Consider the following 21,700-nt stretch of genomic DNA (forward strand, 5'->3'; position numbering starts at 1 on the left):
AAAATTATGGGAATTTTAAATTTAGTAAAATCAGGTTTATTATTTTACCTTACAATGCATGGAGACTCAAATTTTATAGGCAATCCTTTATTACAAAATAATTTCTACTCATTGCAAGGAAATATCCCAATTAAAAAGGAAACGTATCAACTTACTTATATCAATAAAAATTCAACTTTAGCTGAAAATTCCTTAGGTATTATAAAGACTAGAACATTCAATAAATGTAACTTTTATTTAAAAAATTACTGATCTTTTAGAATTTTTAAAATAAGCATGTTTACATTAATCTATAAATTAAACAAAAATAGTAGCTTTGCAAAAATAATGGATTGGAATTCTGCTTTTATAGATTTTAATGAATATTTGTTGTTGGAGAAAGGGCTTTCTCAGAACACACAATTAGCATATATAAGGGATTTAAATAAATTAAGAATATTTGCTGAACTACATAACGAATCTAACCCTTGTTTGATAGATAAATTTTTTATGCAGGATTTTGTATATGATTTTGCTAAAAAAACAAAGTCAGATAAATCCCAAGCAAGATTAATATCATCTTTAAAAGCCTTTTTTAATTTTTTACAAATAGAAGATAGGAGGGAAGACAATCCTGTAGAACTGATTGAAAGTCCCAAAATCGGGCTTAGATTACCGGATACTCTAAGTCATTCAGAAATTGAAAAAATTATTTCAACAATAGATTTATCAATGCCTGAAGGAACAAGAAATCGGACCATTATTGAAACATTGTATGGATGTGGTCTGCGAGTATCAGAATTAGTAAATTTAAAATTATCAGATTTATTTTTTGAAGAAAATTTTATAAGGGTGATTGGTAAAGGAGATAAGCAAAGATTAGTACCTATATCAGATTGGACCATCAAATATATTACTATTTATAAAGAAACTGTGCGATCACATCAAAATATAAAGCCTAAAAATGAAGATATTTTATTTTTAAATAGAAGGGGAGGAAAATTAACCCGAGAGATGATATTTATAATAGTTAAAGATGCTGCAGAAAGGGCAGGAATTTGTAAAAAAGTTTCCCCACATACTTTCAGACATTCTTTTGCTACTGTTTTATTAAAAAATGGTGCTGATTTACGATCTATTCAACAAATGTTAGGACATGAAAGTATTACTACTACTGAAATATATACACATTTAGATAAACAGCAACTCCGAGATGCAATTGAAAAATATCACCCTTTTTATAGAAAAAATTTAGAATGATGTCTGTAAATATAATACAACATAAAAAAGAAGCATTAAAGAAGCAGGAAACTCATAAAAAATATTTAGAAAAATTAAAAAGTAAGAGGCCTAAAAAACTTGATGTAATTATGCAGGAAATACATCAAAATGTTTTTAAAAATGTAGATTGTTTAAAATGTGCAAATTGTTGTAAAATAACAGGTCCCTTATATACGGAAAGAGATATAGAAAGAATATCTAAAAATTTACATATAAAAGCTTCTGAATTTATAGAGAAATATTTATATAAAGATGAAGATAATGATTGGGTATTAAAACAATTGCCATGTCCATTCTTAGATTCAGAAAATTATTGTTTGATTTATGAATTTCGCCCCAAAGCTTGTAAAGAATATCCACATACAGATCGAAAGAAGTTTTATCAGATTAATAAATTAACCTTGCAAAATACTTTAATATGTCCGGCAACCTACAAAGTTGTTGAAGAATTAATAAAAAAACTACCTTTGTAAATTAACTTTTTTGTTCTTTTTGTTTTGCAACCATTCTACCAATTGGGCCCCCAACCATGAAAAAGGGAAAAAAATAAAAAACATACATACGATATACCAGGTAGGATAACCTTTAAACGTGAAAATAGTAGCAATTGCAGCTATTAAAAGTATAAAACCTATTAACATAGCATAGGCTTTTTTCGCTGTTTTAACTATTAAAGCACATACAATTCCTCCCATAAGAGAAGCTATCCCTGAGGAAATTAATAAAGCTATAAAAAATTCTACTTTAGCAGTTCTTACAACCGACCTCCAATGTTCTATAGGTAATCCCTTATAATCAAAAGGAATCCAGTAAGAATTAATCATTACAGAAAAAGTAATTATAGCCAAAGCTACAAATAAACCTGCTATTACAGCAATTGTGTTTCTAATCATTTTTATGTTTATTCAGAAGCTATTACTGAAATTTCTATTTTAACATTTTTAGGCAAAGCAACTACTTGTACACATTCTCTAGCTGGAAAAATTTCTGAAAAATAAGAAGCATATATTTCATTTACTATTCCAAAATCCTTTATATCTGTTAAAAAAATAGTAGATTTAATTATGTTATTACATGTAAGATTTGCTTTTTTTAGAATGGCTTCTATATTTTTCATTACCTGCTGGGTTTGTTCTTCAATGCCTGTAGGGATTTCATTTGTTGATGGATGAACAGGAATTTGCCCCGAAATGAATAATAGATTATTTATTTTTATTGCTTGCGAATAAGGTCCTATAGCTGCAGGAGCCTTAGTGGTATTTATTATATTTTTAGACATTTTTTATGTTAATTTAATTTTATAAATATAAAAAAAATTTAAAAATTAGTGTTATCATTAAAATTTCTTGCTTCATATTTTATAGCATCTTTTAAAAGATTTGCCTTAATTCCTATATAAAAATCCCATGTTTTATTATAACCAGAAGAGATAGGAACCCAATTAAAACTAATATTAAAGCTACGTAAATCTCGCATAAATCCAAGGCGGGTATAACCAAACTCTCTACTTTCCATATCATAATTTGTAGATCCGGTTATTTTCCAGTAAGGAGACGGAGAAACTTCACCTGTTATATTTACTGTGGCAGATGTAGTTGAAAATCTGTTATATTCTTTAGTATGAGAATAGTTTAATCCAATATTCAATTTCCATGGAATATAGAAATGAGCGTAATTTTCGTCATCAAAATAATATTTTTCATATCTAATTTGTCCCTGTTTATTATATTTTTTGGAATAATTATCTTCTTTTATTCCAAATAAGGACGGATCTAAAGAAAAATTTAACCCCATAGTATAACTGGCAATTGTAAAATATCCAAACTTATCTACCATATGTCCAAAATTGTTATTTGTGGGATTGTCAAATACTATTTTGTAAGGGTTAATTTTCATTCCATAATTAATTTTTAGTTTGGAATTGAAAACAGAAGAAGATCCTGTTGCAATTAAAGGAGACCATTTTAATGAATCTGCAGCGAAATTATAACCGGTAGAAATATTTAAAGCTTCAAATATTTTTATTTTTTTCACTCCACTTTTTTCATTTTTGTCTCTTACTTTCATTTCCAAATTATTTGCTATGGAGATAGAAACTGAACTATTTTCAATATTAGAAGGATCCCCCAATATTCCACCTTCGAAATAAGAATATTTAATTTTTTGCCCTGATTGATTTATGTAGGTCCCATAATACCCCCATGAATCACTGGAAAAATCAGGCATATAGTTATAACTGATAGTAGGGGATATCATGTGTCTAATTGACTCTATAACTCCTCCTTTTTTAAATTTTGCCATTCCATATAATGTAGTGCTAATACTAGCAGACCCACCAAAAGTACGGTAAGATTTAAAACCATTATGATTGTTAATTTCTAGTTTATTTTCAGTAAGGTTATAATCTTTTTTAATCGTTTTGGTTGTCCAGGCCTCTTTATAATTTCCATTAATACCTATTTGAAAATAATTGAAAATATTAGCAGTAGTTCCAAAATTTGTTTGATTTGTTATGCCATTTTTAGAATTATCAAACATTTTAGAGGTAAAAATGTCATCCATGGTAGTATTAACTGTATTTTGAAGGTTCATTTTGTAATCCATGTAGATGTTTTGGAACATGCCTTTTTTAGCACCTGATTTGGGTGAAAAAGGATAAACCTGCGGCATAGTTACAGATAAGTTGGGTAATATCATTGTTACATCTCCCGAATTTGAATTTCCCGATGTAATGTTTTGAGAAGCAGATGCATTTAAAGAAATAGTTAAAGGGTTATTATTGAATCTTTTTACTAAAGAGATTGAGGACGAAGCTTGGTTATTATTTACACTTCCATTCAGTGCATTTTGATTATATATGCTATTATTATAATAATTTTGGCTTACAAAATTAATAGCTGAATTAAAAGAAAGGGTAGGATTGGCTTTGGAATCCTGATAGTGAGACCATACTACTCTATAGTTTTCAATTTCCGAATAATCATCTAAACCTTTTGTGCTGGTTATATTTTTTTCGTAAATAATATTAAAATTTCCTGAATATTTATATCTTTTAACATATCTCAATTTGTTGTCTGTCATCCAACTACCCTTAGTGTAAACACCAAACCGGCTTTCCAAATCTAAATATTCTCCGATGGGAACATAAAATCCCCATCTTTCAAGGTAAAACCCTTTAGTTTGTCTTTCTCCAAAGGTACCAATAAGAACTCCTGCTTCTCTTTTTTTACCAGAAGAAGGTAGATATAGAAAAGGAAGAATAAACGGAGTTGGGAACTGTTCAATATACATTTGAGTAGGTCCGGCAACCAAAGTTTTTTGGTTTTTTCCCGTAATCATCTTCATTTTGTTGGTTGATAAATGATAGTCGGGCAAAGAATCTTTTTTAGCTTTAAAGTATTCATCAGTAGTCATAATACCACTTCTCATATAGTAATTTTCATCATCTACTCTTTTAGCCTTTTCCGCTAATATTACCATTTCATCTTCATCGGTTCTTATATTGAAAGCAGTGCCCTGTTTCGTTTTCATATTGAATACAGCTTCTTTATATTCAAATTTTTTATCCCCTTGTGTAAAAAGAATATTATCTGTAATTTTTCCTAAACTGTCAGTTTTACCACGCGCAAAAATATCTCCGGAATTCCAGTCAATGACGATATAGTCTGCTGCAATAGACATATTTTCATAATCGACCTTGGCATTGTGAATTAAATAAGTTAACTTTTTAGAAAACAAATTTCTTATTTCATCTCCTTGAGTGTTAAGAATATCTTCAAGTTTTTCTTTTTTATTTTGAATTGTATCTCGGGTTATATGTGTGGAATCTGGGATGCTTTTTCCAACCTTATTCTGTGCTAACAGAATGTTAAAAATTAGAATAAACAAACAAAGTATACTATATTTGAATCTTGAATTAATCAATGTATATAATTTCAGAGAGAAATTTAAGTGCCAAAATTAATCAAAAAAAATTTTTAATGCGAGTTTTAACAGTATTTAACTTAAAAAATCTAATAATATTATTTTTAATCTCGATAAGCAGTTTATCATATTCTCAAAAAAAAGATTTTGTACTAGTGTTGGATGCCGGTCATGGTGGGAATGATTTTGGAGCCAAAGGTCCTTATGCTTTTGAAAAAGATGTTAACCTTTCTTTAGTTTTAAAAGTAGGAGCTTTGATTGAGAAAAATAACAAGAATATTAAAGTTATATATACCAGGAAAGTGGATGAATTTATTCCGTTGATGACCAGAGCAGATATCGCAAACCGAAACAAAGCAGATTTATTTATATCAATACATTGTAATTCCAGTTCAAGTAGTGCACCTTATGGTACGGAGACTTATGTGTTAGGTGCTCATCGAAATAATGACAATTTTAATGTTGCTAAAAGAGAAAATGAGGTTATTTATTTAGAAAAAGATTATAAAAGTACTTATGAAGGTTTTAATCCATCTTCACCAGAATCAATTATAGGGCTTACTTTAATGCAGAATGTTTTTTTGGAAAACAGCTTAAAAATAGCTTCTTTGGTTGAAGATAATTTTAAAAATGAAAGTAGGCTGTCACGAGGAGTAAAGCAAGCAGGTTTTTTAGTTTTGGTACAAACCGCTATGCCCTCTGTTTTAATTGAAACAGGTTTTATATCCAATTATCAAGAAGGGAAGTATCTTGCTTCAGAAGAAGGACAGAATGTTATAGCTAATGACATTTATGGTGCATTAATAAAATACAAAAAAGAATATGATAAAAAATCTGGAAAAACAGAAGAGGTAAAAGAAGTAGTAAAAGAAAAACCTCTTGAAAATACTAGCTTAAAAGTACAATTTTTAGCTTCTTTTAATAAATATTTTCCAGGTTCAGCCCAACTGAGAGGACTTAAAAATATAGAGATTATCAAATCCGGAGGAAAATATATATACTATACGGGAAATACTAATTTGAGGTCTGAAGGAGAAAGCAATTTGAAAATAGCAAAGGAAGCTGGTTTTACAGATGCTAAAGTTGTAGAATTTAATGATAAAGAATCTTTAAAAAATGAGTATTATACAATTGAAATATTACTTTCTCCTAAAAAATATAAAGAAAGAGATGCTATTTTTAGAGGACTTAATAATGTAATTAGAGAAAAAAATAATGATGTATATGTTTATACTTGTGGAAAAGTAACAAATTATGAATCTGCTAAAAGATTACTTGAAAATATAAAAAAAATAGGATTTACTGATGCTGTAATATCTAAATTATCATTCTAATTATAATCAAAATAATTCAGATTAAAATATAAAATATACTTTACATTTGAATAAATACTATTTATTAATGAAGTGTTTATTTTTTACGAAATAATAAATTATAATAAAATCGGCTTGAAATTTTTTCAAGCCGATTTTATTATGTCTTTATATAGCATCAGTATGTACCGTTTTTACAGCTCTACCTGAAGGATCAGGATTATTTTTAAAAGCTTCATCCCATTCTAATGCAACAGCAGAACTGCAAGCTACAGATGGAACAGATGGAACTGTATGAGCAGCTGCGGGAGATGGAAAATGTTCTTCAAATATTGTTCTAAACCAATATTCTTCTTTTGTCATAGGTGGATTAATAGGAAAACGTTCAGCAGCCCTTTCCATTTGTTTATCACTTACTTTTTCATTAGCTTTTTCTTTTAATGTATCAATCCATGAATAACCTACTCCATCAGAAAATTGTTCTTTTTGTCTCCAAGCAACATCTTCGGGCAAATAATCTTCAAAAGCTTTACGTAAAATATACTTTTCAATCTTTCCATTTCCACACATTTTATCTTTAGGGTTCACACTCATAGCTATATCCATAAATTCTCTGTCCAAGAAAGGAACACGTCCTTCTACACCCCAAGCCATTAAAGATTTGTTAGCTCTGAGGCAGTCATATAAATGAAGTTTGTCCAGTTTTCTTACAGTTTCCTCATGAAAAGCTTGAGCATTTGGCGCTTTATGGAAATATAAATAACCTCCGAAAATTTCATCAGATCCTTCTCCGGATAAAACCATTTTTACTCCCATTGATTTTATATATCGGGCTAGTAAATACATGGGAGTAGAGGCTCGTATAGTAGTTACATCATAAGTTTCTACGTGATAAATTACATCACTTAGAGCATCTAGAGCTTCTTCTATAGTAAAATGAATTTCATGATGAACCGTACCTATATAATCGGCTACTTTTCTTGCAGCCAATAAATCAGGAGCACCTTTTAATCCAATGGCAAAAGAATGCAATTGAGGCCACCATGCTTCGGATTTATTATCATCTTCAATTCTTTTACTGGCATATTTTTTTGCAATTGCAGAAATAATAGAGGAGTCTAATCCTCCAGAAAGTAAAACACCATAAGGAACATCAGACATAAGTTGACGATGCACAGCGTCTTCAAGCCCTTTTTTTAGTTTTTCAATATCCGTTTTATTCTCTTTGACATTATCGAAGCTCATCCAATCTCTGTGATACCAGGATTTGATTTCACCATCAGGGCTATAAAAGTATTTTCCTGGTTCAAATTCTTTAATATCCGGACATACTCCTTCTAAAGATTTTAATTCGCTGGCTACATAAAATTGTCCTTTATCATCATATCCCATGTATAATGGAATAATCCCCATATGATCTCTTCCTACTAAATAGGCATTTTTAATTTTATCATATAGGACAAATGAATATATACCTGATATATCTTCAAATAATTTAATTCCTTTTTCTTTATATAAAGCTAGAATTACTTCACAGTCCGATTGAGTTTGAAAATTATATTTACCTTTAAATTTTTCACGAATATCTTTATGGTTATAAATTTCTCCGTTTACGGCGAGTATTAAATTTTTGTCTTCACTAAATAAAGGCTGTCCGCCAGAAGCAATATCTACAATTGATAATCGCTCATGTACTAAAATACTTTTGTCATCACAATAAACCCCAGACCAATCGGGACCTCTATGACGAATTTTTTTTGCCATTTTTAAAACCTCAGGTCTTAAGGTATTACTATTCTCTTTTAATTCGAAAACACCAACAAATCCACACATGTTATATTAATTAATAATTGAAAGCAAATTTCCGACTATTATTATTAATTAACTACTAAAAACAAAAAATCAATTTATTTATTAAATTGATTTTTTGTTTTTAATTTATATTTTAAACTGAAAAACATAAGAATGTTTCGTTTTAGTTGTAAAAATAAAGAAGGTAAAAATGGATTTAAGACTGATAAGTATCTAAAAAACGTACTAATTTTTTTAAAGCAAGAGCTCTATGGCTTATTTTGTTTTTTTCATTGGCGGAAAATTCGGCAAAACTTTTTAAATATCCATCAGGAATGAATATAGGATCATATCCAAAGCCTTGCTCTCCCTTTATTTCAGTAGAAATTGTTCCGTTTATTTTACCCTCAAAATACTTAATTTCGTCACCATTAACCCAACAGATTACACTTATAAAGTAAGCTTTCCTGTTTTTAACACCTTTCATGTTTTTTAGAACCTTGTTAATATTATCAACAAAAGAACCTGTTTCTGCATATCGTGCGGAATATACGCCCGGATCGCCATTTAACGCTTCAATAACCAATCCACTATCATCTGCAAAACTAGGAATGCCAGCAAGTTCATATCCAGATTTAGCTTTTATAAAAGCATTTTCCTGGAAGGTTTTTCCTGTTTCTTCAATATCTTCCTGAAAATTATAATCAGCAAAAGTTTTTAATAGAAGATTTTTAGGTAATATGGATAATATTTCTTCTTTTTTATGTTCGTTTTGTGTAGCTAATAAAATTTCCATTTTACATTTTAGAATATTTTGACTTCAAAAATAAGGATAAAAAGTTATTTTTTAGGCAAGCAACCTAAAAAAATATTTATATTCATGTGTTTTAAATATTTAAAATTCTTTGAAAGTAGATGAAATTTTAGATTTTAATTAATATGGATTCCAAATATAATTTTTAGTTAGTCGGGAATATAAATATCCAAAAAGTATTAATAAAACAATACCAAAACATAAAATAAAAGTATCATATGATAAAAAAAAATCAGGAGTATTTAAATGTTTGTATTTTATATACATAACATATCCAGTTAGGTTATTTATAATATGGAGTATAGTACTAGTAAGAAGAGAACCTGTTTTATAGAAAACAACTCCTAAAACTATACCGGCCATTATACCTCCTAGCATTTGCCATGGAAAAATATGAGCTCCTCCGAATATAAAAGCAGATATAATTATAGCTTTTGTCGGTTGTACTTTATAATTTAATAGTCCTTTTAAAATTAAACCTCTGAAAAATATTTCTTCACATATTGGCGCGATAATACATATATTCAGAAAAGTAATAATGGGATATTGGGTTAAATTTCCTAAAAGTGCATTTTCCATGGAATGGTATAGATTCCCAAAGTATTTACCTTCTGTAGGAATAAGTCCGGTTAAGAATTCAGCTATAATAGATTGACCTATAAATAATAATAAAGCAATAGGAAATAAACTAAACCTCTGTACTGAATAATTGATAATAAATTTTTCGTGTTTAGAACTAAATACTATGAATTTATAAAAAAGAAAAATAAACAAATAGTTCATTAATATACTAAATGGAGAAAATATATAAGAGTTTATATGTAATGAATCTCCTATATTTTGAAATAGGTAACTAATTATACTTCCGCTAAAAAAGTAAATAATAAGTATAAAAATAATTTCTAAATAAGAAAGACGTATATAGTTATTCATTATGATAAGGTTTTCCTTGTAGTATACTGAATGCACGATATAATTGTTCCACGAAAAATAATCGAATCATTTGATGCGTAAATGTCATTTTTGAAAGGGCTATTTTATGAGGGTTGAGCGCTTGTATTTTATCGGAAAAGCCTAAAGCTCCACCCACACAAAAAACCAAATGCTTTTTAGATAAATTCATTTGTTGATCTAAATATTTTGAAAATTCTAAAGAGGTATATTCCTTCCCTCTTTCATCTAAGATAATTAAAGTATCAGAAGGTTCTAACTGAGATATAAGTAAGTCAGCTTCTAAATTTTTTAATTCATTTTCAGATAAATTTTTTGCATTTTTTATATCAGGCAATTCTTTTCTATTAAATTTAACAAATAATGGCAGTCTTTTTTCTAATTCATTTATTAAATATATCAATTCTTTAGAATTAGTTTTACCTATTGTAAGTAAAGTTATTTTCATGCTATACAAAAGTAATATATTTTTTTATTATTAATTTTTATTCAATTTAAAAGCTTTATGTAATACATATAAACATTTAAAGAATAGAGTATATTAAAATAAAGAAGATATAATGGAATATTTAAAATTAAAAGATGAATATATATTAATGTTGAACATAAATTCTTCATTTATTATATTTGTTAAAAAATAATTAATATATAGATGAGATTACATATGATAGCCATAGGGGCTTTAGCTGCTTCCTCACTTTTAGTATCTTTAGATGGTAGAGCGCAAAATAAAAAAAATTCTAAAGGAGAAATGGAATCTTTTAATTTCAAAGTAGACCGTTTTGCAGATATAGAAGTTTTAAAATATCAAGTTCCAGAATGGAATAAACTAACTTTGAAAGAAAAAGAATTGGTGTATTATTTATCGCAAGCAGGATTATCCGGTAGAGATATTTTTTGGGATCAAAATTATAAATATAATTTACGTATAAGAAAAGCTTTAGAAAATATTTATAAAAAATATAAAGGAGATAAAAATACAGAGGATTGGAAAAATTTTGAAACATATATAAAAAGAGTATGGTTTTCGAATGGAATACATCATCATTATTCAAATGATAAAATTAAACCGGAATTTACTAAGGAATATTTTAAAGCATTGTTAAGATCTACTAAAACAGAGTTAAATTCCGAAATAATAGCAATTCTTTTCAATGACGCAGATAATAAAAAAGTAAATTTAGACGAATCTAAAGATTTAGTTGAAGGATCTGCGGTTAATTTTTATGGAAAGGGAATTACAGTAAAAGATGTAGAAGATTATTATGCTACTAAAGGGACTCCTGATAAAGACAGACCTTTATCTTTGGGATTAAATTCTCAATTGGTAAAAAACGCTAATGGACAATTAGAAGAAAAAGTATGGAAAAGTGGAGGAATGTATGACTCTGCTATAAATAAAATTATTTTTTGGCTTGAAAAGGCGGTTACAGTGGCTGAGAATAAACCTCAGGCAGAAGCTCTTAAATTATTGATTCAATTTTACAAAACTGGAGATTTAAAAGTATGGGACGATTATAATATTGCTTGGTTACAGGCTACAGAAGGTAACATTGACTATATTAACGGGTTTATTGAAGTTTACAATGATCCTTTAGGACAGAAGGGATCTTATGAAACCATTATACAAATTAAAGATTTTGATATGTCTGCTAAAATGGAGGTAATTTCTAAAAATGCACAATGGTTTGAGGATCATTCACCACTGAAACCTGAGCATAAAAAGAAAGAGGTGGTAGGAGTAACTTATAAAACGGTAATTGTAGCCTCAGAAGCTGGAGATTCCTCGCCAAGTACTCCCATAGGAGTAAATTTGCCTAATGCAGATTGGATACGTGCAGAATATGGATCTAAATCGGTTTCTTTAGGGAATATAATAGATGCATATAATATGGCAGGAGGAACAGAAAAATTAAAAGAATTTGCTTATGATGAAGAGGAGTTTGAATTGTCTAAAAAATATGGGGAGTTGGCTGATAAATTACATACAGCTCTTCATGAAGTAGTAGGACATGCTTCGGGACAAATTAATAAAGGTATAGGGACTCCTAAGGAAACATTAAAAAGTTATGCCTCAACTTTAGAGGAAGGACGTGCAGATTTAGTTGGGTTATATTATTTGTATGACCCTAAATTACAGGAATTAGGGTTAGTAGAAGATTGGGAAAAAGTTGGTAAAACGGCATATAATGATTATATACGTAATGGCTTGATGACACAATTAGTGCGAATAGAACCTGGGAAAGATATAGAAGAAGCTCATATGAGAAATAGACAGTGGGTGAGTGCTTGGGTATATGAAAAGGGAAAAGATGAAAAAGTAATAGAAAAAATTGTAAAGAACGGAAAAACCTATTTTAAAATTAATGATTATAAAAAGCTGCATAAATTATTTGGTGACTTATTACGTGAAACACAGAGAATAAAATCAGAAGGTGATTATGAAGCCGGTAAGGATTTAGTAGAAACTTATGGAGTTAAAGTAGATCCGGCTTTACATAAAGAAATATTAGAAAGAAATGCTAAATTTAATACAGCAGCCTATAAAGGATTTATTAATCCGATTTTAACCCCTAAAGTAAATGTTAAAGGAGAAATTATAGATATAGAAATTGTATATCCGAAAACATTTGCAGAACAAATGTTGTATTATTCAGAAAATTACGGTTTTTTACCTTTAAATAATTAATATTATATACTTTATAAAAAAAGCAGTCTTAAATGACTGCTTTTTTTATATGCTGGATAAATTAATTACAACATATTCGGATTGAGTCCCTATTCTAAATTTTCCACCCCATATACCGATTCCAGAACTTACATAAATATTAGTATTACCTTTTTTCTTATAGCCATGTGATACTTCATAAAGTTTATCTGTAATCCAGGATATAGGCCAAACTTGTCCTCTATGAGTATGTCCTGATAATTGAATATCTATTCCGTTTTTTTGAGATTCTTCTAAACCATAAGGTTGATGATCCAATAAAATAATGGGTTGAGAGGAATCTATATTTTTTATTACCTCTTTTAAGGTTTTTCTATGGCTATTCGTTTTATCATCCCTACCTATAAGATAAAAAATACCTTCTATATCCACATAAGAATCTCTTAGAAGATGCACATTAGTCTTTTCTAAAAATTTTATACTGGAATCAATACCCGAAATATATTCATGATTTCCTAAACAGGCGTAAATACCTAAAGGGGCATGAAATTTATTAAAATAAGGGGCTAGTTGGTAATAATATAAAGGATTTACGTTATTGTCAATAATATCACCGGGAATGAGTAAAATATCAGCTTTTTCCTGATTTATCAATTGTATCCATTCATTCAATTCTTTGCTATTAATAGTATATCCTAAATGTAAATCACTAATAGCAACAATTTTTATATTCTTCTTCAGGGGTTTATTTATAGCTATATTTAATTCAACCCTTTTCTTTTTTTTATAATTTATGTTTCCACAATAAAATATTGAAAATAAACAAATCAAAGCTAACCCTACGTTCATCCAGAGAGGTATTGGATATAAGTAATAGATAACTAAATCCAATATCCCAAAAATTAATATGGCATATATAAGAATAAAAATCCAGGATGTTCCTAATGTATATAAAAAAGTAATACTCTTAATAGTTAATTTTTTAGGAATAATTAAAACCGGTAAAATTGAAAAAGATATAAATATAGATAAAACCACTAAAAGTATATATATTACTGAATATCGTATAGGAACTAAATTATAAAAATGACTAAACACATAATAATTAGCTCCTATGTAAATAACGAGTAATAAAAAAAAACGTATTAATTTCAATTTTGTAGTAAGAAATAAAATTAAGAAATATTTTTTATTTCTTCAATGAATTGATCGGCTAACTGATCTGCTTCATTTTGAGATAATGCTTCAGTATATATACGAATAATAGGCTCTGTATTCGATTTACGTAAATGCACCCAATATTTAGGGAAATCAATCTTTAACCCATCTATTGTAGAAATATTTTCATTTTTATATTTTTCTGTTAATTTTTCCAGAATAGAATCAGTATTTACTTCAGGATTTAAATCTATTTTTTTCTTTCCCATGTAATACGAAGGGTAAGTATTTCTTAAAGATTTACATGAAATTCCTTTTTCAGCAAGGAAAGTAAGGAATAAAGCAATACCTACTAAAGAATCCCTGCCATAGTGTAATTCAGGGAAAATAATTCCTCCGTTTCCTTCACCGCCTATTTTAGCATGCAATTCTTTCATTTTAGTAACCACATTTACTTCTCCTACTGCCGAAGCCGCATAAGGTTGTTTATATGATTCAGAAATATCTTTTAATGCTCTGGAAGAAGAAAGATTTGAAACAGTAGCTGAAGGAGTTTTTGATAATATATAATCAGCAACGGCCACTAAGGTATATTCTTCTCCAAACATTGAACCATCTTCACATATTAAAGCTAAACGATCTACATCCGGGTCTACGACAATACCTAAATCAGCTTTTTCTTTAGGTACTTTTTTCATAATATCCTGTAAATTTACTTCTAAAGGTTCCGGATTGTGAGGGAAATGTCCATTCGGTTCACAGTATAGTTTTATAACTTCAACGCCTAGTTGTTCTAAAAGTGGAATTACAGATATGCCTCCGGTAGAGTTTACAGCATCTACTACGATCTTAAATTTTGCCTTTTTAATAGCTTCGGGATTAACCAAAGGGAGAGATAATATTTTTTTAATATGATAGTCAATACCTGAAGAATTTTGAGAATATGAACCTAGGTGATCCACATCAACAAAATCAAAATCTTCATTGTCTGCAATATCCAATAGCATTTCTCCTTCTTCTTTCGATATAAATTCTCCTTTATTATTTAATAATTTTAAAGCATTCCATTGTTTAGGATTATGGCTTGCGGTTAAAATTATTCCACCATCAGCCTTAAGATGAGTAACCATGACTTCTACAGTAGGGGTAGTAGAAAGACCTAAATCCACTACATCAATTCCTGTTCCTTGTAAAGTAGAGGCAACTAAATTAGAAATCATTTGCCCCGATAAACGGGCATCTCTACCAATTACAACTTTTATAGATTCATTATTAGAATTTCTTTTTAGCCAAGTGCCATATGCAGAGGCAAATTTGACGGTATCTACCGGAGTGAGGTTTTCATTTACTTTTCCGCCGATAGTTCCTCGGATACCAGATATGCTTTTGATCAATGACATAGTATATTAAACTATTTTTTTGTTAAATATTCTTCTATTTTTTTATATAAAAAATTTTTGGAAAGATCTCCTAAAAATAATTCTCTGTTATTTTTTTTCTGAATAACTGTAATGGGTATTCCTAATTCTTTCATTTGAGGATCTAAGGTACCTATATTATCCATTAAATCAGAAATATTTATATGATATAAATTTTTCATTTTATTTTTTTCTACAAATGGTATTACTTGAGTTTGAATTTCTTCTTCATTATTTACATTTACAAATGCAAATTTTACTTTTTTGTTTTTATACTTTTCTTGAAAATCCACAAAATCAGGTATTTCTTTAACACAAGGAGGACACCAGGTAGCCCAGTAATTAGTTATATAAACCGTATCACTATCTATATGAGCAAGGGTTTGTATTTTTTCAAAATTAGATTTTATAATATTGGTACGAGTATTTTTAATAGTTTTATTAGAAGTTGCTTCAAGTGAAAGAGAATCTGCCTTTTGTTGAGTTTCATTAGGTTTATCTTTGCAGGAAAAAGTAAAAAAAATAAAGCTAACAATAGATAAACCTATGAGACAATTTTTCATTTTTTATTTATTTTAATGTAACAAAAGTAATAAATTTTGCTATATATTTTTTTAAGAATAGAATTACGAATTTCTACATACTAGAAAAGTTTTACATAAATCTTACTCCCCTGATAACTAAATTAAACTCATCAAAAATTTTTATCTTTGAAAAAAATAAGGTAATCATGAAAAAAAATATTTTAGCTTTGGGTATACTTTCATTTAGCTTTTTTTCTTGTGGTGATACTTCCGGAGGAAATAAAAATATTTTACCCAAAGACTCAAAAGATATTGTAGAAATAAAATCTAATTCTACTATAGAGAAAAAGGTTACGGATACACTAAAAAATCAAGATTCGTATCACTATAGGGAAAAAGAAAGTTCGGTAAAGGCAGATTCAACGAAAGCTAATACCCAAACTAAATAAAACACACACAATTTTTTTAATTGAAATTATAAATTAAGATTTATGAAAAATTTAATAGGGGGATTACTACTTTACTCATTTGCTTTAATTTCTTGTGGAGATAATTCCGGAGGAAATAAAGGAGTAGTTGTAGAAAATAACAACTCCGAATCATCAAATACAGTTATTCCGGCCAAGGAATCTAGTTATACAAAAACATTACAGTGGACAGCTTACAAAATGAAAGAAAAAGTTCCTGTAATTGGAACTTTTAATTCAATTTCATTAACTAATACCCAAGAAGAAAAGCCTATTTTGGAATCTTTACAAGGTGCTAAGTTCTCATGTGATGGTACAACTGTATCAACAGGAGATACTGCAAGAGATGGTACTTTAACAGCATTCTTCTTTAAGCGTTTACAAGATACTACTATTCAAGGAAATTTTGGTAAATTTGAAAACAATAAAGTTCCTATAACCTTTATTTTAGATGGCAAAACAGTAACTAAAGTTTTTGATTATACTCTAAAAGGAAAGGAGTTAACCATTAAGGGGAGTATAGATATACTTAAAGATTTTGGTGCGGAAAAAGCATTTACCAGCCTACATCGAGCCTGTTATGATTTACATGAAGGTAAAACCTGGACAGAAGTAGATATTATAGCAAAAATCTCTGAATAATATTTAAATCAGATAGATAGAATTCTATTTTAATTTAAAATGTAAATAAAAAATGTAATTTTTTTAACAAAAGTTTGTAAAATAAAAAAATGATTCTATCTTTGCACCACTCAAAAAAACACTTATTTATAGGTGAATTTAGGAAGGAGATCCGGTAGTTCAGTTGGTTAGAATGCCGCCCTGTCACGGCGGAGGTCGCGGGTTCGAGTCCCGTCCGGATCGCAGTAAATTTTGCATTTATCTCTAAAGGTGTGGTAGTTCAGCTGGTTAGAATACCTGCCTGTCACGCAGGGGGTCGCGGGTTCGAGTCCCGTCCATACCGCTTAAAAGACTGACAATCAGTCGAATACGAAGACAAGAAGCTTGTAAAGTAGCACTTTACGGGCTTTTTTTATTTTTCTTTAGGACACACTAAAGTCATCAAAAAGCCAAAGTCGGACAGAGTTCCGTTACCAAATCATTACCTATTTTTCAAAAATTTAAATAAGTAACGAATGTCGCGATAAGGCGTTGATTTGTCGCTAATTGGCGTAGCAGAAATACCTCATATGAGATCACAAGAACGTAATTTTGTAATTTTCTAAAATGAGTTAATTATGCATAGTACATTTAAAATTCTTTTCTACATCAAAAAGAATGCGATTAAGAGTAACGGGAAAGCTCCCATAATGGCAAGAATAACCTTGAATGGAGAAATTTCCCAGTTTAGTGTGAAATGCGAAATTGATCCCGCAGAATGGAACCTAAAAGCAGGAAAGGCAAATGGCAGATCCGCAAATGCCATAAAGCTGAATGGATTGTTAGATATATTGTACTGGGTACTCCCGGTTCGGGTAAGTCATACGCCGTTGTTAATCAGTATATGAAACAACAGATTGAAAAAGGATTCTCTATGTACGTGTATGATTTCAAGTTTCCAGACTTATCAATGATTGCTTACAACCATTTACTAAACAATTAATTAGGCTACAAGAAAGTACCGACCTTTTATGTGATAAACTTCGACGATCCTTCCCGTTCGCACCGATGCAACCCGATTAATCCGTCCTTTATGGACGACATTTCGGACGCATACGAAAGTGCTTATACCATAATGCTTAACTTGAATAAAACGTGGGTGCAGAAGCAAGGCGATTTCTTTGTAGAATCTCCGATTATCCTATTTGCTTCTATAATATGGTATCTCCGAATTTATCAGGACGGAAAGTATTGTACGTTCCCACACGCGATTGAGTTCCTGAATAAACGCTACGAAGATATATTTCCGATTCTCACCTCATATCCCGAACTCGAAAACTATTTAAGTTCCTTTATGGATGCGAGGCTTGGAGGGGCAGCAGATCAATTGATGGGACAGATAAACAGTGCGAAAATTCCGCTATCGAGGATGGTTTTGCCACAGTTATACTGGGTTATGAGTGGCGATGAATTTTCATTGGATATAAACAATCCCGATGATCCGAAAGTATTGGTTGTAGGTAATAATCCTGACCGTCAGAATATTTAATTTACGGTGCAGCTCTGGGATAGTACAACTCTCGTATTGTGAAGCTCATCAACAAAAAAGGTCAGCTAAAAAGTTCGTTTGTAATTGATGAGTTGCCCACAATTTATTTTAAGGGACTAGATAACCTGATAGCAACTGCACGTAGTAATAAGGTTGCCGTACTGTTGGGATTTCAGGACTTTTCCCAATTAACAAGGGACTATGGAGATAAAGAAGCTAAAGTCGTGATGAACACGGTCGGCAATATTTTCTCTGGTCGAGTCGTGGGAGAAACAGCAAAAACGCTTTCCGACAGGTTTGGAAAGGTATTACAGAAACGCCAAAGTATGAGTATTACCCGAAGTGATAAAACGACCTCTATCAGCACACAAATGGACAGCCTGATACCACCGTCTAAAATCTCCAATCTGACACAAGGTATATTTGTCGGAGCTATTGCGGACAATTTCGACGAACGTATCGAGCAAAAGATTTTTCATTGCGAAATTGTTGTAGATAATGCAAAGGTAGCCGCCGAAACTAAGGCGTATCAACCTATCCCTGTTATTACCGATTTTACAGATGAAAACGGAGAAAATAAAATGAAAGAACGAATACAACTCAACTATAATCGTATAAAAGAGGAAGTTAAGCTAATAGTTGCTGATGAATTGGAGCGAATCAAGAATGACCTGGCATTGGCCCATTTGTTGCAACAAGGGGAATAATTAATTTTACGCTAAAAAACCACAACTTTAAACTCGTTTTGATTAAGGTTGTGGTTTTTAGTACATATCATTTCATCATTCAAAATAGCATCAAAATAACAAGCTAAATTTGTGGAAATTTTTTCAAAAACATTAGGAATGAAAGGAGCAATACTTTCGACAGTTAGTAGTCTATCTCTTGGATAGTTGTGATATTGATGGAGATAAAGAATTATATCAAACTGCTCGGAGAAATCTAATTTAATAAACGGATTTTTAGTTTCATAATTATGAAAATCTGACAAATGAATAAAACCGCACTCTAATTTATAAACATAGCTTATATAACCTTTCAATTCATTCGCTTTGTTTACCATATCTTTATCTGTAACTTGCTTCCATTTGCCGTTATGTGTTATAATAGTCCATTTATCCCCAGATAGCGTCTGTGTCATCAATCTTTCTCTTTCTGTGAAATCCGCTATTCTCCCTAAATACATAACTCGGATAAAAGAGTCAAGTTCTTCTCTCAATGTTGAAATACATTTTCCTATTCGTTTCTTATCAAAGTCATCCTTCAATGATTCTGCATTTTCCTTACTCCGTCGTTGAATTAACTTAATAAATTGTTGTCTTATTCTTGCTATTTTTCGGTATCTTTTCTAAGCCGATATTAATAGTAATAAATGTTATTGACTAATGTTTCACTCATTACTTTCTTTTCTTAAATTTGCATTTAATTGCATCAATTTTTCAACTTCATTATTGTCATTTAATTTATATCTTTTCAACAACTCGAAAAAACCATTCATGTTTACCTGTCTTTTTGAATTAGCTAATACTTGCCTTAATTTGTCCTTGTCAGTTTTCTGGAAATCATATCCGTAATTATTGAGAAATATCATTACTGTCAAATGGAGAAAATATAATCTATCCCATCTTCTTCTATTTTCTACTGGAGAAATTCCATCAAACCAACAATATAATTCGTGAAGTGATTGTTGTAATTCCTTTAAGTTTTGTATGTATTCTGAATAAGATTTAAGACCATTTTCCGTAATAATTACATCTGGAAATAAATTTAGGTTATCCCTAAAAAAATGATCTGTTGCATGTGTACCATCTGCATTTTTTCCTTCAACAAATTGTAAATCACAAAATAACTGAGAAATTACTCGTAAAAACTTAATGAACTCTAGATCATTCTTTGATGCTAAGGTAGTGTCAATAAATATTATCTCTTTTTGGATTTTTTTTATCCAAGCAAATATAGAAAGGAAACGATAAATAAAAGAATGAAAATAATAGTGCGGTTTGCTATAATCATTATCTTTTTCTGGAATGCAATGCCATCCTTTTGAATGGTTTTCTGAAAAATTCCACATTCTATAATTAAAGTCTTCACAAGCAGTAAGCAGATGAACTTTGTACTTTGCAAGAACATCTTTAATCTTTTTTTGCTGATTAAATTTATGTTCTGTTTCAAGTTTCCTTTTGTGTAGCTTATTTTCAAAGTAATTCTTAATTACTATTGTTAGCAAAAATGTTATAAATGAAACAATGGCACTTATTAGAGCCACTTGGAATGCGTTTAGAGTATAGTTCTCAATAATTGCCTTTATATTTTCTTCCATAGCTTCTTATCTTTATTATAATTCCATCATACCGGTTACTATTTCTCAATAAAGTCCACACTTATGAGCTATATCTAAAACCATAGAAGAAGAATAACCTCCAGTTGCTCCATTATGCCAATATAACTCTTTATTATCTTCTGATTTGATAATATGCCATCCCAATGCCACCTCGATTCTTTCATTTAAGATGTAAGTTGGAGTCCTTGTTAAAGCTAATTCCACATTGGTACTATCAAATTGGGCTTTTGCAAATTTAGATAAATCATTTGTTGTTGACAAAATCCCTCCTGCACCTAATAATACATCGGAATTCCACTCCCAGTTTTTAATTGTGTTTCCATCATCTAATCCGCAGACTAAACTTCCTTTGACTTTACTTATATTTGTGAACGAACTTGTCATTTCATATTTTTCGAAAATTTTTTCTTCAAATAGGTCTTCTAGATTTTCTCCTTCAACTAAACTTAATGTATACCCTAGTATACCAACTCCTAAGTTTGAATATTTATATTGTTTATGAGACAATTGAATAGAATCTAAATCTTTTTGAAGATAGGAGTACAAATCATTTTTATTATATTCTTTGTATGGATTAACAAAATTTTCTTTTGTACTTAACTTTAAATAATTTAGAGCATTTAAATTTGAAGGCAATGCAGATAAACCCGATGTATGATTAGATAAACTTTTGAAATTAAGCTCTATATTATCCTTGAACGGAAAATTATAGCACTTGCTAATATTATCGTCTAATTTGATAAAAGAGTTGCTGTAAAAACTTTAGATATAGAACCTATTTCAAAAACCGCATTTTTGTTTTCTACTTCTTTTAATGTGTTATTTGATTTTACAATACCATAAAAGCTAGTAACTCCATCTTTTATAAAAGCAATCGCTATCTGAGTATTGTTAGGAAAGTCTTTAGTCTGTTCTACAATTG

21 protein-coding genes, 2 tRNA genes and 1 pseudogene are annotated in these 21,700 nt (G+C 29.7%); 11 read left to right on the forward strand and 13 right to left on the reverse strand.

The window, feature by feature from the left end:
* Positions 1–327 precede the first annotated feature (327 nt).
* Together xerD and C4S77_RS03450 are read left to right on the forward strand one after the other, a co-directional pair.
* Positions 328–1,239: a site-specific tyrosine recombinase XerD gene (xerD, locus tag C4S77_RS03445; RefSeq protein WP_105246084.1), complete on the forward strand. Its 912-nt coding sequence runs from the start codon at positions 328–330 to the stop codon at positions 1,237–1,239.
* Positions 1,239–1,733, forward strand: a complete 495-nt coding sequence (locus C4S77_RS03450; protein WP_105192227.1) for a YkgJ family cysteine cluster protein — start codon at positions 1,239–1,241, stop codon at positions 1,731–1,733. Before xerD ends, C4S77_RS03450 begins: the two co-directional genes overlap by 1 nt.
* Here C4S77_RS03450 and C4S77_RS03455 read toward each other — a convergent pair.
* From C4S77_RS03455 to C4S77_RS03465, 3 genes are read right to left on the reverse strand one after another with little or no spacing between them, the layout of a single operon-like run.
* Positions 1,722–2,153: an MFS transporter gene (locus C4S77_RS03455; protein ID WP_260209378.1), complete on the reverse strand. Its 432-nt coding sequence runs from the start codon at positions 2,151–2,153 to the stop codon at positions 1,722–1,724. The two genes, C4S77_RS03450 and C4S77_RS03455, sit on opposite strands and share 12 nt — an antisense overlap.
* An 8-nt stretch (positions 2,154–2,161) precedes the next feature.
* Positions 2,162–2,539 (reverse strand): RidA family protein, encoded by a 378-nt coding sequence (locus C4S77_RS03460; protein WP_105192231.1) that lies wholly within the window; start codon positions 2,537–2,539, stop codon positions 2,162–2,164.
* Positions 2,540–2,577: 38 nt separating this feature from the next.
* Positions 2,578–5,148 (reverse strand): putative LPS assembly protein LptD, encoded by a 2,571-nt coding sequence (locus tag C4S77_RS03465; RefSeq protein WP_146106030.1) that lies wholly within the window; start codon positions 5,146–5,148, stop codon positions 2,578–2,580.
* Positions 5,149–5,240: 92 nt separating this feature from the next.
* On the opposite strand from C4S77_RS03465, the gene C4S77_RS03470 reads away from it, so the two are divergent.
* A complete protein-coding gene (locus C4S77_RS03470; RefSeq protein WP_181042803.1) occupies positions 5,241–6,518 on the forward strand; it encodes an N-acetylmuramoyl-L-alanine amidase family protein in 1,278 nt (425 codons plus the stop codon).
* A gap of 147 nt (positions 6,519–6,665) precedes the next feature.
* Here C4S77_RS03470 and asnB read toward each other — a convergent pair whose 3' ends face one another.
* The 4 genes from asnB to rlmH all read right to left on the reverse strand — a co-directional run bounded on the left by asnB (position 6,666) and on the right by rlmH (position 10,501).
* Positions 6,666–8,330 carry an asparagine synthase B gene (asnB, locus tag C4S77_RS03475; protein WP_105246090.1) on the reverse strand — a complete coding sequence of 555 codons (1,665 nt, stop codon included), beginning with the start codon at positions 8,328–8,330 and terminating at the stop codon, positions 6,666–6,668.
* Positions 8,331–8,505: 175 nt separating this feature from the next.
* The gene (gene rdgB, locus C4S77_RS03480; protein ID WP_105246092.1) at positions 8,506–9,084 is read right to left on the reverse strand and encodes an RdgB/HAM1 family non-canonical purine NTP pyrophosphatase; all 579 of its coding nucleotides are present in this window, start codon (positions 9,082–9,084) and stop codon (positions 8,506–8,508) included.
* Positions 9,085–9,222: 138 nt separating this feature from the next.
* Positions 9,223–10,035, reverse strand: coding sequence for a CPBP family intramembrane glutamic endopeptidase (locus C4S77_RS03485; protein WP_105246094.1), 813 nt, complete (start codon positions 10,033–10,035; stop codon positions 9,223–9,225).
* On the reverse strand, positions 10,028–10,501 hold the full coding sequence (gene rlmH / locus C4S77_RS03490; RefSeq protein WP_105246096.1) for a 23S rRNA (pseudouridine(1915)-N(3))-methyltransferase RlmH: 474 nt from the start codon (positions 10,499–10,501) through the stop codon (positions 10,028–10,030). Before rlmH ends, C4S77_RS03485 begins: the two co-directional genes overlap by 8 nt.
* A gap of 204 nt (positions 10,502–10,705) precedes the next feature.
* Between rlmH and C4S77_RS03495 the strand changes: the two genes are divergently transcribed.
* Positions 10,706–12,742: a dipeptidyl-peptidase 3 family protein gene (locus C4S77_RS03495; RefSeq protein ID WP_105246098.1), complete on the forward strand. Its 2,037-nt coding sequence runs from the start codon at positions 10,706–10,708 to the stop codon at positions 12,740–12,742.
* Positions 12,743–12,787: 45 nt separating this feature from the next.
* On the opposite strand, the gene C4S77_RS03500 is transcribed toward C4S77_RS03495, so the two are convergent.
* Positions 12,788–13,570: a metallophosphoesterase gene (locus C4S77_RS03500; protein ID WP_221405074.1), complete on the reverse strand. Its 783-nt coding sequence runs from the start codon at positions 13,568–13,570 to the stop codon at positions 12,788–12,790.
* Positions 13,571–13,628: 58 nt separating this feature from the next.
* On the opposite strand from C4S77_RS03500, the gene C4S77_RS13165 reads away from it, so the two are divergent.
* Positions 13,629–13,805 (forward strand): hypothetical protein, encoded by a 177-nt coding sequence (locus C4S77_RS13165; RefSeq protein ID WP_221405075.1) that lies wholly within the window; start codon positions 13,629–13,631, stop codon positions 13,803–13,805.
* 91 nt (positions 13,806–13,896) lie between these two features.
* Here the strand turns inward: C4S77_RS13165 and glmM are convergent, their stop codons facing one another.
* On the reverse strand, positions 13,897–15,279 hold the full coding sequence (gene glmM, locus C4S77_RS03505) for a phosphoglucosamine mutase (protein WP_105246102.1): 1,383 nt from the start codon (positions 15,277–15,279) through the stop codon (positions 13,897–13,899).
* An 11-nt stretch (positions 15,280–15,290) separates the two neighbouring features.
* On the reverse strand, positions 15,291–15,860 hold the full coding sequence (locus tag C4S77_RS03510; RefSeq protein ID WP_105246104.1) for a TlpA disulfide reductase family protein: 570 nt from the start codon (positions 15,858–15,860) through the stop codon (positions 15,291–15,293).
* A 167-nt stretch (positions 15,861–16,027) separates the two neighbouring features.
* Here C4S77_RS03510 and C4S77_RS03515 point away from each other — a divergent pair, with 167 nt between their 5' ends.
* The 6 genes and pseudogenes from C4S77_RS03515 to C4S77_RS03540 all read left to right on the forward strand — a co-directional run.
* Positions 16,028–16,270 (forward strand): hypothetical protein, encoded by a 243-nt coding sequence (locus tag C4S77_RS03515; RefSeq protein ID WP_105246106.1) that lies wholly within the window; start codon positions 16,028–16,030, stop codon positions 16,268–16,270.
* A gap of 42 nt (positions 16,271–16,312) precedes the next feature.
* The gene (locus tag C4S77_RS03520; RefSeq protein WP_105192253.1) at positions 16,313–16,930 is read left to right on the forward strand and encodes a YceI family protein; all 618 of its coding nucleotides are present in this window, start codon (positions 16,313–16,315) and stop codon (positions 16,928–16,930) included.
* Between the two features lie 148 nt (positions 16,931–17,078).
* Positions 17,079–17,152 (forward strand) — tRNA-Asp (locus C4S77_RS03525).
* A 26-nt stretch (positions 17,153–17,178) separates the two neighbouring features.
* Positions 17,179–17,252: transfer RNA gene (locus C4S77_RS03530), tRNA-Asp, on the forward strand.
* A gap of 274 nt (positions 17,253–17,526) precedes the next feature.
* Positions 17,527–17,796: an Arm DNA-binding domain-containing protein gene (locus C4S77_RS03535; RefSeq protein ID WP_105246108.1), complete on the forward strand. Its 270-nt coding sequence runs from the start codon at positions 17,527–17,529 to the stop codon at positions 17,794–17,796.
* Positions 17,685–19,144, forward strand: a pseudogene (locus C4S77_RS03540) (TraM recognition domain-containing protein); the annotation flags it as partial. The gene C4S77_RS03535 and the pseudogene C4S77_RS03540, both read left to right, overlap by 112 nt.
* 11 nt (positions 19,145–19,155) lie before the next feature.
* On the opposite strand, the gene C4S77_RS03545 reads toward C4S77_RS03540, so the two are convergent.
* From C4S77_RS03545 to C4S77_RS03555, 3 genes are all read right to left on the reverse strand, one after another.
* Positions 19,156–19,578, reverse strand: a complete 423-nt coding sequence (locus C4S77_RS03545) for a hypothetical protein (RefSeq protein WP_146106031.1) — start codon at positions 19,576–19,578, stop codon at positions 19,156–19,158.
* A 249-nt stretch (positions 19,579–19,827) separates the two neighbouring features.
* Complete coding sequence (locus tag C4S77_RS03550) at positions 19,828–20,757, reverse strand: hypothetical protein (RefSeq protein ID WP_105246112.1); 930 nt, start codon at positions 20,755–20,757, stop codon at positions 19,828–19,830.
* Between the two features lie 45 nt (positions 20,758–20,802).
* Positions 20,803–21,519: a serine hydrolase domain-containing protein gene (locus C4S77_RS03555; RefSeq protein WP_105246114.1), complete on the reverse strand. Its 717-nt coding sequence runs from the start codon at positions 21,517–21,519 to the stop codon at positions 20,803–20,805.
* Between the last annotated feature and the right edge of the window lie 181 nt (positions 21,520–21,700).

It is taken from the genome of Apibacter adventoris (assembly GCF_002964975.1).
Classification (GTDB): Bacteria; Bacteroidota; Bacteroidia; order Flavobacteriales; family Weeksellaceae; genus Apibacter; species Apibacter adventoris.